10 protein-coding genes and 1 pseudogene are annotated in these 12,593 nt (G+C 70.9%); 6 read left to right on the top strand and 5 right to left on the bottom strand.

Translation table 11 applies throughout. The annotated features are described in order from the left end of the window. The first annotated feature begins 438 nt into the window (after positions 1–438). The 4 genes from VFZ20_RS25560 (at position 439) to VFZ20_RS25545 (ending at position 5,893) form a co-directional block, all read left to right on the top strand. Complete coding sequence (locus tag VFZ20_RS25560) at positions 439–1,824, top strand: sigma-54 dependent transcriptional regulator (RefSeq protein ID WP_329686794.1); 1,386 nt, start codon at positions 439–441, stop codon at positions 1,822–1,824. Between the two features lie 562 nt (positions 1,825–2,386). Then, positions 2,387–2,938 (top strand): hypothetical protein, encoded by a 552-nt coding sequence (locus VFZ20_RS25555; RefSeq protein ID WP_329686793.1) that lies wholly within the window; start codon positions 2,387–2,389, stop codon positions 2,936–2,938. A 25-nt stretch (positions 2,939–2,963) separates the two neighbouring features. Further along, positions 2,964–4,256 carry a tetratricopeptide repeat protein gene (locus VFZ20_RS25550; RefSeq protein ID WP_329686792.1) on the top strand — a complete coding sequence of 431 codons (1,293 nt, stop codon included), beginning with the start codon at positions 2,964–2,966 and terminating at the stop codon, positions 4,254–4,256. Between the two features lie 374 nt (positions 4,257–4,630). Then, on the top strand, positions 4,631–5,893 hold the full coding sequence (locus VFZ20_RS25545) for a GGDEF domain-containing protein (RefSeq protein WP_329686791.1): 1,263 nt from the start codon (positions 4,631–4,633) through the stop codon (positions 5,891–5,893). A 104-nt stretch (positions 5,894–5,997) separates the two neighbouring features. Here the strand turns inward: VFZ20_RS25545 and VFZ20_RS25540 are convergent, their stop codons facing one another. Together VFZ20_RS25540 and msrA are read right to left on the bottom strand one after the other, a co-directional pair. Continuing rightward, positions 5,998–7,320, bottom strand: a complete 1,323-nt coding sequence (locus tag VFZ20_RS25540) for an HD domain-containing phosphohydrolase (protein WP_329686790.1) — start codon at positions 7,318–7,320, stop codon at positions 5,998–6,000. 613 nt (positions 7,321–7,933) lie between these two features. After that, a complete protein-coding gene (gene msrA, locus VFZ20_RS25535) occupies positions 7,934–8,476 on the bottom strand; it encodes a peptide-methionine (S)-S-oxide reductase MsrA (protein WP_329686789.1) in 543 nt (180 codons plus the stop codon). Positions 8,477–8,622: 146 nt separating this feature from the next. Here msrA and VFZ20_RS25530 point away from each other — a divergent pair, with 146 nt between their 5' ends. Continuing rightward, positions 8,623–9,705, top strand: coding sequence for a M23 family metallopeptidase (locus VFZ20_RS25530; protein WP_329686788.1), 1,083 nt, complete (start codon positions 8,623–8,625; stop codon positions 9,703–9,705). 353 nt (positions 9,706–10,058) lie between these two features. Here VFZ20_RS25530 and VFZ20_RS25525 read toward each other — a convergent pair whose 3' ends face one another. The 3 genes from VFZ20_RS25525 to VFZ20_RS25515 form a co-directional block, all read right to left on the bottom strand. Beyond that, complete coding sequence (locus tag VFZ20_RS25525) at positions 10,059–10,601, bottom strand: phosphoglycerate mutase family protein (protein ID WP_329686787.1); 543 nt, start codon at positions 10,599–10,601, stop codon at positions 10,059–10,061. A gap of 93 nt (positions 10,602–10,694) precedes the next feature. Next, positions 10,695–11,147 carry a PaaI family thioesterase gene (locus VFZ20_RS25520; protein WP_329686786.1) on the bottom strand — a complete coding sequence of 151 codons (453 nt, stop codon included), beginning with the start codon at positions 11,145–11,147 and terminating at the stop codon, positions 10,695–10,697. Positions 11,148–11,571: 424 nt separating this feature from the next. Further along, positions 11,572–12,210, bottom strand: a complete 639-nt coding sequence (locus VFZ20_RS25515; RefSeq protein WP_329686785.1) for a GNAT family N-acetyltransferase — start codon at positions 12,208–12,210, stop codon at positions 11,572–11,574. Positions 12,211–12,408: 198 nt separating this feature from the next. Between VFZ20_RS25515 and VFZ20_RS25510 the strand changes: the two are divergent. Next, positions 12,409–12,593 (top strand): annotated as a pseudogene (locus tag VFZ20_RS25510) (MFS transporter); the annotation flags it as partial.

Here is a 12,593-nt window from a genome sequence, read left to right as displayed (position 1 = left end):
GGGACTCCTGCCGAGGAGCAGTTTCAAACCACGCGTATCGAGACGCGCTCCGCATTCAGGCCCTCGCCCGCTCGCCGGGCCCGCACCCTCTCCGCGCATCCGTCGGGGAGGGTGTCTGCTTTCCCGGAACGGCCGTAGCGGGATGGGGCGCAACAGACCGGTGAATGGCGAATTGTTGTGCAAACAGGGAAATCCGGTATCGGCGGAAGTCACTGAGAATACGGTATATCCACCCGGACCGGCCACGCCGGACAGGTCCTGGTCTCCCGCGGAATGTATTTGCAGCTGAGGGGGATTCCCGATTCCCTGCTCTCGATTCCCTCCGTTCCAAAAAATCAGATGTGACCCCCGTCCGGGGTCGCTCGTCAGCCTTGCACCATTTTGGGGAAAACCCCGGAAAATGCGCCCGCATCCGCCGAGCAAGCCCCCAGCTGAACCGTGCCCGTGCCGCATCCGTCGTTGCTGGTCGTCGATCCCGCGCCCGAGACGCTCATCGCCGCCCGCGAGGCGTCCGGCGGGCGCGTGGAGGTGCGCCACGCCGCCTCCCTGGGCGAGGGGCTGGAGCTGCTGCGGCAGCGCAGCTGGGAGGCCGTCCTCCTCTCGCTGGACATCCCCGCCGTGGACATGAACCTGGTGTCGCGCGTGGTGGAGTCCGGCGTGCCGGCGCAGTCGCTGGTGCTGTCGGCGTCGCGGCCCACCATGCAGTCCATGGTGGAGTCGTCGCGCCTGGGGGTGCTGGGGCTCATTGCCGCGCCCGTGGACGCGCGCGAGCTGGCGGGGCTGTTGCGCGAGGTGTCGGCCAGCGACGAGGTGGTGCCGCTGCCCCCGCCCGGCGGCGAGGACGAGGGCAGCGACGACGACGCGGCCGTGGGCGCCAGCCCGGCCATGCTGGAAGTCTTTCGGATGGTGGGTCGTGTGGCCGGCAGCCCGGCCACGGTGCTCATCCTGGGGCAGAGCGGCACGGGCAAGGAGCTCGTCGCCAAGGCCATCCACCGCAACAGCCCGCGGGCGCCGGGGCCGTTCGTGGCCATCAACTGCGCCGCCATCCCCGAGAACCTGCTGGAGAGCGAGCTCTTTGGGCACGAGAAGGGCGCGTTCACGGGGGCCATCACCCGCAAGATCGGCCGCTTTGAGCGGGCGCACGGGGGCACGCTGTTCCTGGACGAGATCGGCGACATGTCGCTCTCGCTGCAGAGCAAGATCCTCCGTGCCCTGCAGGAGCGCGAGATCGAGCGGGTGGGCGGCGAAGGGCGCATTCCCGTGGACGTGCGCGTGGTGGCCGCCACCAACCGCGACCTGCGCGCGGCCATCGCCGAGGGCACGTTTCGCGAGGACCTGTACTTTCGCTTGGCCGTCGTGACGCTGGACCTGCCGCGGCTGGCGGACCGCGGCGGCGACCTGGACCTGCTCATCCGCCACTTCGTCACGCGGTACGCGGCGCGGTACGGGCGGCAGGTGCGCGGCATTGCCCGGCCCGTGTTCGACCTGCTGCACCGGCACGCGTGGCCGGGCAACGTGCGCGAGCTCAAGAACGTGCTGGAGCGGGCCGTCCTGCTGGCGCACGGTCCCGTCCTGCTGCCGGACCACCTGCCGCTGGACCAGCTGCGCGCCCCCTCCACGGAGGCCGCGGGGGACGACGCCTCGCCCCTTCCCGGCTACGCGCCGGAGATGAGCCTGGCCGACGTGGAGCGGCTGCACATCCGCGAGGTGCTCAAGCTGGTGAAGGGGCATCTGGGCCGCGCGTCGGAGGTGCTGGGCGTGCACCGCAACACGCTGACGCGGAAGATCCGGGAGTACGGGCTGGAGGGGGCCGTTCGGGGGTGAGGGGGCGTTTGTGCGGGGGCGGGTGGGGCGCGTGAGGACGGGGTTCGTGGTTCGGCGGGGGTTCGTAACGGCGGGGGACAGGGGACAGGTTACAGGGGACAGCCGGCAACGGCGGCCCTCACCCGCTCGCTGTCGCTCGCACCCTCTCCCGCAAACTGCGCGGGAGAGGGTGTAGACTTCGACCCGGCTCAATGCAGCGGGGCAGCCACTGCGCGTCAGAGCAGTTCTCCCCCTCCCCCGCGAAGCGGGGGCAGGGGGCCGGGGGGAGGGGGCCCTCGGCGGGCCGGCAGACACTCCGCCACGGTGCACGAGCCCGTCCATCCGTTGCGCGGAGATCCGCCTCGCATCTACCGCCACCTTCGTTTCCTCGTTTTCCGCAATCCTTCACAATTTTGGTGCAAGACGAACTGTCTTCCCGGAGTCGGAAGAGGAGAGAGTCCAGCAAATCCGCCGAATTCCGTCTCGCGCTGCCGGGCACGGGGCCTGCCACACGGACGGGCGAGGATTGATTCGGCGCCCGCGGGACGCCGCTGTCGGCCATTGATTTACCAGGAGTCCCCCCGTGAACGCTCGTCGCCCCATCGCCCTGGCCGCCGCGCTGCTGCTGGCGCTGGCCGGGTGCTCGGACCGGTCGCAGCCGCTGATGTCGTCCGCCCCCGTGCAGGCCGGCGCCGTGCTGGGCGGCACCCTCAGCCTGACGGGCGTGCTGCAGTTCGTGGGCATGCCCGACCTGACCGGCACCCGCAGCACCTCCAAGCGCATCGTCGCCGCGGAGGGCGGGTTCGTGGAGCTGAACGGGTTCCGGGTCGACATCCCCGCCGGCGCGCTGCCGGCCGACACCACCGTCACCATCACCCTGCCCGGCGACAACGTGCTCGCCAAGCGGCTGGTGGCGGAGTTCGAACCCCACGGCGTGCAGTTCAACACGCCCGTCACGCTCACCTTTCCCCTCACGGGCGTGCTGTGGAGCGGCGCGGGGATCGAGGTGGCGCGCTGGGAGAACGGCGCCTGGACGTCGCTGGGCGGCAGCGTGAACCTGCTGGGAACGAAGCTGACGGGGCAGACGCCGCACTTCAGCACGTACGGCGGCAAGTACATCCTGGCCGGCGGATGAGGCGCGCACCCCGGTCCCCCGCGCCATGAGCAAGACGCTCCCGCCGCACCTGCTGGTGGAGCGCGCCCTGGCGCTCGTGCCCGACTACGAGGACTTCCTGCCCCTGAGCGACGCCGTCATCGGCGCGTCGCGGGTGGACCTCGAAAAGGTGTGGGCCCGGAGCGGCGCGTACACCACGCTGGGCAAGCGGGTGGTGGACCCGGAGCGCGTCGACGACCTGGTGCGCCAGCTGCTGGACCGCAGCCACCAGCGCCTGCGGGAGATGTTCGAGCTGGTGCTGGGCGCCATCCGCGAGCAGCAGGCCGGCAACGCGGCCGTGGCGGCGGAGATGCTCGTCCGCGCGGGCGAGATGGAGGAGGCCGAGGGGCGGCTGGACAAGGCGGAGCGCATCTACCACATGGCCCTGCGCATCTGCCAGGACCTGCGGGAGAAGGAGCCGCACGTGCTGGCCCTGCGCCGCCTGGGCCGCACGGCGCGCACGGCCGGCCGCCTGGACCAGGCGTGGAGCTGGTACGACCAGAGCTGGCAGCTGGCCGTGGACGCCATGGACCTGGAGGGGCAGGTGATCGCCTGCCAGGGCCTGGGCAACGTCTGCGACGACCGGGGCGAGCGCGACCGGGCGCGGACGTGGTGGGAGCGGGGGCTGGAGCTGGCCGCCGGGCTGGACGCGCCCACGCTGGAGTGGCCGCTGTACGTGAACCTCTCCGTGCTCACCATGCTGGAGGGCGACCTGGGCGAGGCGGAGCGGCTGCTGGGCCGGGGCCGGGAGCGGATGGAGCGCACGGGCGCCCCCGAGGCGCGGCTGTACTGGCTCAACAACCGCGGCCTGCTGCAGCTGGAGCACGGCGACCCCGCGGCGGCCGAGGCGGTGTTCCGCGAGGCCCTGCCCGAGGCGGAGGGCCGCTGGGAGCTCACCCTTCGCGTGAACCTGGGCGAGGCGTTGCTGCGGCAGGGCCGCCTTCTGGAGGCCGCGGACGAGGCGCGGCGGGCGGAGGAGGTGGCCATCGTCCACCGCCTGGTGCCGGACCTGGTGGACGTCTACACGCTGCTGGGCGCCATCGCCCGCGAGCGCTGCGACGAGGAGGGCTTCGTCTTCTACGAGCAGGCCCTGCGCGTGAGCCACGAGCGCGGCCTGCCCCGCAAGACGGAGGCGGCCATCCTGCACGGCTACGGGCAGCTGCACGCCGCCTGCGGCCGGCCCGAGGAAGGCCGCGGATACCTGGAGGCCGCCCGCGACGTGTACCGCGCCCTGGGGCTGGGGCCCGAGCTGGCGCGGGTGGACGAAGACGTTGCCAGGCTGGAGCCGGAACCTGTCTGACGTTGAGGATCATGCGCCCGGATTGATGCGGATGGCATAATGGAGTGGGAAACGGGGTCTGGGGGGACCTCGCGCGGGGGGGCCGGATGTCTCGGTCCCCCCGCCCCGTTTTTGCCGAAACAGGTTGTGATCCTGTGCGCCGCACTGCTACACGGGGTCGAAGGAGCCAGCGCCGGATGGGCCTGCGGCACCTTCGACCCCATTTTCGCGTGCTCTCCATCCGTTGATCGTCCCCGGGAGAGGACGCGCGTTGACCCTGTTTGGAAACAGGTGTATATTCGCTATCTCCTTGTGTGACTTGTAAATACGGTGGGCGGTCTGGTTCCGGTTCTGGACCCGGGTCGCCCCTCTTTGTGCATATCCGAGGTGCCACAATGATGGTGCGGCGAGCGGACGACCGGCGGCTGCGGCTGGTGCTGGCGCGGCCCACGGGATGGATATCGGGAGCGGAGATCCCTTCGCGCCGCCAGCCGGCGCGGCGGCGCGACGTGCTCCCGGAGATGATCGAGATGCAGGACGGTCTTCTCGAGCGCTGCGAGCGGGGGGAGAGCCTGGTGCTGCTGCTGGACGGCGCGGACGGCGAGGGCGTGCTGGTGACGGGCGCGGTGGCGGGGCGGGTGCCCAACGGCAGCGAGACGCCGGACCTGCTGGACCGCGCGGCTCTTGGCGCGTCGGTGTTCCTGCGGGAGCGCATGCGCACGGAAAAGCGCCAGCAGCTGCCCGACCAGCTCATCGGCTACTTCGAAGCGCTCAACGCGGCCGAGACGGAGGACGACGTGTGGCGCGCCCTGGCCAACCACGCCCTGCGCATTGTCGTGGCGCACACGGCCGTGGCGCTGGTGCGGGACGACCGCGGCGTGCTGCGCGCCCCCGCCGCCGCGGACGCGCGCCCCGGCGAGCACCGCCCGTGCATCCTGTGGGACGATCGCTTGGCCGCCCCCGGCCTCGTCCTGTCGGAGGATGCCCGCGCGTCTGGGGCCGCGCCGTTCATGGTGCCGCTCTTTGGCGACCCGGCCACGGCGCTGCTGGCGCACGTGCCCGTGGGGACGGAGGGCGTGCTGGTGCTCACCGAGCGCCGCGAGGAGCGCATCTTCGAGCCGGAGGACTGGGACGTGCTGCGCGCCCTGGCCCTGCAGGCGGAGATGGCCCTGCGCCGCGTGCGGCTCATCGAGAGCGTGCGCTCGCTCTCCCTCACGGACCCGCTGACGGCCCTGGGCAACCGCCGCCACATGGAGGTGGTGATGGCGCACGCCTGGGCGGCCGCCCGGCGCGGGGAACCGTTGGTGGTGATGGCGCTGGACCTGGACGGGTTCAAGGAGGTGAACGACGCGCTGGGCCACGAGGCGGGTGACGACATGCTGCGCGCCGTGGCGCACGCGCTGCGGGCAGAGGCGCGCGGCTCGGACGTGGTGGTGCGCTACGGCGGCGACGAGTTCCTGGTGATCCTGCCGGGCGGCAGCGTGGAGGGCGCGCTGGCCCTGGCGGAGCGCGTGCGCCGGCGGGTGGACGGGCAGATCGGGATCAGCGCGGGGGTGGCGGCGTACGCGCCGGAGATGTCCGCGCCCGACCACCTGGTGCGCGAGGCGGACCGCCGCCTGTACGAGGCCAAGGCCCGCCGCCGCGCCCCCGTCGGCTGAGGGCTGGGTTCGGCGGATGGATGACGACGCGCCGCGCGGGATGCTCCCCGCGCGGCGCGTCTGTTTTCATGGCGCGTCCCGGACGGCCCGCGCGACGCGTCTGTTCACCCCGGCGCGAAGAGGGTGGGGGTGGCGGTGGTCAGGGACAGGAAGTCCGGCAGCAGGCCGCACTCGGCATCGTAGTCGTCGTCGGCGTCCTGGCCGGCCGGGTCGTCCAGGACGGCGAGCAGCGCCTCCACCACGGCGGGATCGAACTGCGTGCCGGCGCCCAGCATGAGCTCCTGCCGCGCGCGCTCCTCCGTGTACGCCTCCTTGTAGCTGCGCCGGGTGATCATGGCGCAGTACGCATCCACCGCGGCCACGATGCGCGCCGGCAGGGGGATCTTCTCTCCCGCGAGGCCGTCGGGGTATCCGCCGCCGTCGTACCACTCGTGGTGATGAAGGACGACCTGCGCCACGGGGCCCAGCGCCGGCACGGAGGAAAGCAGGTCGTGCCCCACGCGCACGTGCGCCCGCATGAGGTCGCGCTCCTCGGGCAGCAGGGGGCCGGGCTTGTGCAGCACGCCGTCGCTCACGCCGATCTTGCCCACGTCGTGCAGGAGCGCGCTGTAGCACACGACGGCCTGGTCGTACGCCGGCAACCCCATCCGCTCGCCCACGAGCCGCGCGTAGCGGGACGCCATCTCGCAGTGTCCGTGCGTGTACGGGTCCTTGGCCTCCACGGCGTCCGCCAGCATGCTGACGGTGGCGAGGTACGCGTGCTGAAGCTCGCGCTCCAGGCGCCGGTTGCGCACGGCCACGGCCGCCTGCCCGCCCACGCTGAGCAGCGAGTCCACGTCGTGCCGGTCGAATGCGCCGTCGCGCCGGTCCGCGGCGATGATCACGCCGTCCAGGTCCGCCATCAGCACCACGGGCGCCGCGACGAAGTTGCGGAACCGCTCGCCGTCGCCCGGCGCGGGCAGCTCCGGCTGGGGATCGGGCGGATTGCAGACGAGCGTCTCGCCCCCGTCCAGCACGCGGCGGGCGATGGCGGTGATGAACGGCGAGGGCTCGCGCGCGGCCGCGCCGTCCAGGCCGATGGCCGCGCGCACGCGAAGCCGGTCGCCGGGGCGCTGGGCCGTGACGTACACGCCGCGCGACGCCTCGGTGATGGTCAGGCAGGCCTGCAGGATGAGCTGGTAGACGTCGCCGCCAAAGAGGGCGCCGTGGATCTCGCGGAGGGCGCGGTCCAGGCACTCGGCGCGGCGATGCTGGCGCTCGGCGACGGCGCGCTCGGTGGCGAGCTGCTCGGCCATCTGCGCCTGGCGCTGGTGCCACGCCGCGTCCTGCTCGCGGTATGCCTCCTCGACGCTCTGGAGGGCCTGAAGCACGGGATCGTGCATCCCCGCCTCGCCCGCTGCGCCGCCCGTCCCCGCGTGCTCCGTCATGGTCCCGCTCCCGCGTCTGTCCCGTTCCGGTGCGCCGATCTGTAACGGATTGGCGGATCAGGAATCGTACCGCGGCCCGCGCACCTGCCCACACGTGGCGGAATGTACGCGGCACTGGGGAGTATCCGGCAGCAAAACGGCGGATGGAGAGTGGCTGGAGCGCCGGAAGACAGTCGAGGATCTGATCCGGTGAGGCCGCCCCCTCGCCGGAGCGAATGAATTCGCCGCTGGAACGTCGCGAAGTCCGCCTGCGCGGACTGCCCCAGCGGAGGTCGGGCGGAGTGCACCGGGGCGGCGCTCACGTAGTTGAAGCCTCACGCAGTTTGTGAGGCTTTCCGCAGTCGTTGCGGCGGCATCAGCCGCTCCGGCTGGGGATGGGCCTTACCTCGCGCCGGGAGCGGCCGGCGTGCGGCGGTGCAGGGAAATCGAACGGGGGACGCGGTTGCAGGCTGTCCCCTGTCCCCCGTCCCCCGCGGTTCCGCCGTTGCCGGCTATTCCCTATTCCCTATTCCCTATTCCCTATTCCCTATTCCCTATTCCCTATTCCCTATTCCCTATTCCCTATTCCCTATTCCCTATTCCCTGTTCCCTGTTCCCTATTCCCTGCGGTTCCCTACCGCTTCAATCGCGACAGGTACTGCTTTCGGAACTTGCTCACCTTGGGCGCGATCACCACCTGGCAGTAGCCCGCCCGCGGATTGCGGGCGAAGTACTCCTGGTGATACGTCTCGGCCGGGTAGAACTCCGGCGCGGGCACCACCTGCGTGACGACGGGGTTGTCCCACACGGCCTGCGCCTCCAGGTCGCGGATGGCCTCCTCGGCCACGCGCTTTTGCTCGTCATCGTGGTAGAAGACGACGGAGCGGTACTGCGTGCCCACGTCCGCGCCCTGCCGGTTGAGCGTCGTGGGATCGTGGATGGTAAAGAACACGTCCAGCAGCTCGCGGAACGACACCTCCGACGGATCGAAGGTGATCTGCACCACCTCGGCATGGCCCGTGGTGCCGTTGCACACGTCCTCGTAGCTCGGATGGGCCACCTGGCCGCCCATGTATCCCGAAACGACGTCCGTTACGCCGCGCAGGTCGTCGTACACCGCCTCCAGGCACCAGAAGCAGCCGCCGCCCAGCGTGGCGACTTCGCGATTCTCACTCATCCCCACAGCCTCCGCAAAAGTTGGATTCCGCATTCTGCGCCGCCGCCCCACGCGCCGCAACCATCGGCTGAAACCTCGTCCGGTGGGCGACGTACGGCGCCGCGTCCGCGCTCCGTCATACCCCAATCGCACATCATCGGCCCACCATGCTGATCGCCCTCGCCCTGGTCCACGCGCTTTCCGCCGTTCCCGCCGACACGCCGGACGTGACCGTGCGCGCGGCGCCGGAGCGCGTGCGGGTGGAGCGGGGCGCATCGCAATACCTCAATTTCGACTTTCTGATCCACAACGGGGGCGCCGACACGCTGGAGATCACCCGCGTGGAAGTATCCGTGTACGACGGCGCGGGCGGATTGCAGCTGCGCAAGCTGGTGAACGAGAACGGCCCCAGCCCCAGCGCCCTGCTCCTGTCGCCGGACCGCGTGCTGCCGCCCGGGGCGGACGGGATGATCTTCAACCCGTTCGCCGAGTTCCCGCGCGAGGTGGAGCTGGCGCGCCTGCGCTACGACGTGGAGCTGCGCCCCCGCCGGGCGGACGGCGAGCGCGGCGAGCCCATCGCGCGGACGGTGGACGTGATGCCGGAAGCGTTCGCGCCCCGCACCCGGCTGCGGATGCCGCTGCAAGGACGCGTGCTGGTGTGGGACGGGCACGACTTCCTGTCGCACCACCGTCGGTGGAACTGGACGCACCCGGTGCTGGCCGCGCACTGCATCACCAGCAACCCCGGGCGGTACGCGTACGACTTCGTGCTGCTGGGCGCGGACGACAGCCTGCACGCCGGCGACGGCAAGGCGCACACGCAGTGGTACGGATTCGGTGCGGAGGTGCGGGCGCCGGCGGCCGGGCGCGTCGTGGCCGCCACGGGCGACAGACCGGACGACGGCAACTTCGACCTGGACGCCCTGTGCGCGGACGAGCTGGCGATGTACGGCAACTTCGTGGTGATCGACCACGGGAACGGCGAGATGAGCGTGCTGGCGCACCTGCAGCAGGGCTCCGTAGCGGTGCGCGTGGGCGACGAGGTGGGGGAGGGGGACGTGGTGGCGCGCGTGGGATCGTCCGGCAGCTCGCTCTTTCCGCACCTCCACTACCAGCTGGTGACGGGCACGCAGCACGGCGCGGAGGGCCTGCCGTCGTACTTTCCCGGGCTTCGCGTCCGCCGCGGCGCGGGCTGGGTGGATGCCCCGGATGGCCAGGTGGACACGGGCGACATCATCGACGCGCGGTGAGCCGCGTCGGAAACGAGAGGCTGGAGGTCACCACCCGAGCCGGAGCGGCTGAAGCCGCCGCAACGACAGCGGAAAGCCTCGCAAACTGCGCGAGGCTTCAACTGCGCGAACTCGGCCCCGGTGCACTCCCCGCAGACTTCCGCTGGGGCAGTCCGCGAAGGCGGACTTCGTGCCTTTCCAGCGGCGAATTCATTCGCTCCGGCTGGGGGACGGCCGCTACCGGATCAGATCCGCAACGAGCATCATTCGCTCTGGACCGCCGCGGGGCTCCTGGCTGCGCGGATTCACCCCGACCGAGATCCTCCGGGCACGGAGCGCATCCGCCGTATCCTCCGGACGTTGCTTCGCTTTTCCTACGGGCTGGGCGGGCAGTTGCCGGCGCCGGGCGGATCCGCGGCGCCGTAGGTGCGCTCTTCCAGGCGCGGGGCGGCGCCGTCCTTGAGCACCATCACGTACAGGTGCGAGAACTCGGGCTCGCACAGGTCGCGCATCTGCGGTCCGCCCAGCGCGTGCACGATGCGCGGGACCGTGTTGCTGTGCCCCACCACCAGCACCGTATGCCCGGCATGGCGCCGAACGGCCGCCGCCACGCTGTCCACGTGCGCCGATCCCAGTCCCACGATCTCCGGCGTGAGCCCGTCTCGCTGCGCCAGCGGGCGCGCCGTGAGCTGCGTGCGCTGCCGCTCCGTGGCGATCACCGCGTCGAAGTGCATGCCGTTCAGCGCCTGCGCCAGCGCCGTCGCGCGGGCCTCGCCGGCTTCGCTCAGGGGCGGATCGTTGCCCTCCACGGGGGCCTTTTCCGCATGCCGCACGAGGACGACCACGGTGGAGTCCTGCGCGGCGGCCGGCGCGGCGACCAGCGTGGCCAGAAAGGCGTATCGAAGCAGTCTGCGCATGAGGAACGGCAGGGAACAGGGAACAGGGAATCGCCTGCAACGGATTGGCGTTCAGAAAGATAGCTGTTAAGCCGCTTAACACCTAGTCTGCCATCAGCCGGTGACGTTGTCGCGGCCGGTGACCGTCATCATGGTGGCGGTCATCGTGGTCACGTGCCGCTCCTGCCCGTCGCGCGCGGCGAACGCGTCGGCGGTGCACACGCTGATGGTGCGCCCGGCGCGCACCACCCGGCTGCGGACGCGGATGACGTCGCCGTGCGCGGGTGCCAGCAGGTTGACCTTGAACTCGATGCTCAGCACGCCCGCGTCCGCCGGCATGAGCGTGAACGCGGCGTATCCGCAGGCGCTGTCCAGCACGGTCGCCAGGATGCCGGCGTGGATGAAGCCGTGCTGCTGCGTTAGGTCCTCGCGGAACGGCAGGTCGATGTGCACCTCGCCCGGCGCCACGCGCGCGAGCCGCGCGCCGATGGTCGCCATGGCGGCCTGCTTGGCGAAGCTCGCGCGGGTGCGGGACTCGAAGTCGGGATCGGGCGGGGTGAGCGGCATCCGACAGCCAGGGAATAGGGAACAGGGAATAGGGAATAGCGGGACAACTGCTCTCATGCAGTTTCCTCCGGACCATCGCACGAGCGTCATCCTGAGTCATTCGGCGCTACGCGCACCCTGCGGGATGAAAGTCGCCGCCGTCCAACCTCCCCCAGGGGTTTTTGGGGGAGGTGGGCGAGCTCCGCGAGTCCGGAGGGGGCGTTCGCGCAGGGCACGCCTCCACGCACGAGCCTGGCCCTGACTTCTATTCAGGGAGCGCCGCACGTAACGTGAACGCGCGCAGGATTTTGGCGCGACCGAAGGATCTTGCGTGCGAAGCGTGAGAGCCGCGTCATGTGCCATGAAGCCCGCTTGTCGCTTCGCGGGCAAGATCCTTCGTCGCCGCCGGAGATCGTGTCTGGGCAAAGGTCTGCGTGGCGGCTCCTCAGGATGACGCCACTAGGGTCTCGGTGTCGTTCAACTGGTCCAGGGGGCGCGTCATCACGAAGTCGTTCTGCAGGTCGCTGCCGAGCAGAAAGTGGTGCGACGCGACGACCCGGAAGCCGAGCTTGTTGTAGAACGCGATGCCACGCGGGTTGTGCTCCCACACGCCCAGCCAGACGGAGCGCGCGCCGAAGTCGCGGGCGGCCTGGAGCGCGGCATCCATCATCCGCTGGGCGATGCCGCGTCCGTGCCACGGCTGGTCCACGTAGAAGCGCATGATCTCCACGGCGGTCGGGTCGTCCACGCCGGGGGCCGTAGGCCCGCGATGCACCTGCGCGTACGCCGCCATCCGCCCGTCCACCTCGCCCACGAAGGTCGCGATGTCGGGATCGGCGATCTCCGCCGCCTGCTGCGCCGCGCCGTAGACGCGCGACGTGTACGCCCCGACGTCCTCCGGCCGGTTCTTCGCGGCGAACGCGTCCATGAACGAGCGCAGGGCCAGTTCGGCCACCGCTGCGGCATCCGCCTCCGTCGCGCGCCGGATCACCAGCGCCCCCGCATCCGTCATCCGCATCCGCTCCGAAGTGAATCCGCCCAGGCGGATGACGATCCCACCCGCCGCCCCGCTGCGCAAGTCCACCCGTGCGCCGTCGGTGCCGGCTGTCTCCTGTAACCTGTCCCCCGCAGTTCATCTTCCGCCCGCTATTCCCTATTCCCTATTCCCTATTCCCTATTCCCTCGATCTTCTGGCTATTCCCTACTCCCTGGCTCTTCTGGCCCATCCCTTGAATCCGCCCGGGACCACCAAAGCCAGCGCCCACGCCGAAGCCCCGCGCCCATGACCCGCTCCGACCGGCTGGACAACCTCCCGTTCTCGCCGCTGCACCGCCGCCTGCTCGTGATCGCCGGGGCGGGGTGGGCCATGGACGCCATGGACGTGGGGCTTATCTCGTTCATCATGGCCGCGCTGGCCAGGCAGTGGGCGCTGGACGGGGCCACCGTGGCGTGGATCGGCTCCGTGGG

It is taken from the genome of Longimicrobium sp., from assembly GCF_036280135.1.
Taxonomy (GTDB): Bacteria; Gemmatimonadota; Gemmatimonadetes; order Longimicrobiales; family Longimicrobiaceae; genus Longimicrobium.
This window is presented reverse-complemented; position numbering and strand designations above follow the sequence as displayed.

Bases quoted from the DNA above. Each gene is read 5' to 3' on its own strand.
- VFZ20_RS25550 (WP_329686792.1), top strand. From the start codon at position 2,964: ATGAGCAAGACGCTCCCGCCGCACCTGCTGGTGGAGCGCGCCCTGGCG.
- VFZ20_RS25525 (WP_329686787.1), bottom strand. From the start codon at position 10,601: ATGCGCAGACTGCTTCGATACGCCTTTCTGGCCACGCTGGTCGCCGCG.
- VFZ20_RS25530 (WP_329686788.1), top strand. From the start codon at position 8,623: ATGCTGATCGCCCTCGCCCTGGTCCACGCGCTTTCCGCCGTTCCCGCC.
- VFZ20_RS25545 (WP_329686791.1), top strand. From the start codon at position 4,631: ATGATGGTGCGGCGAGCGGACGACCGGCGGCTGCGGCTGGTGCTGGCG.
- msrA (WP_329686789.1), bottom strand. From the start codon at position 8,476: ATGAGTGAGAATCGCGAAGTCGCCACGCTGGGCGGCGGCTGCTTCTGG.
- VFZ20_RS25540 (WP_329686790.1), bottom strand. From the start codon at position 7,320: ATGACGGAGCACGCGGGGACGGGCGGCGCAGCGGGCGAGGCGGGGATG.
- VFZ20_RS25520 (WP_329686786.1), bottom strand. From the start codon at position 11,147: ATGCCGCTCACCCCGCCCGATCCCGACTTCGAGTCCCGCACCCGCGCG.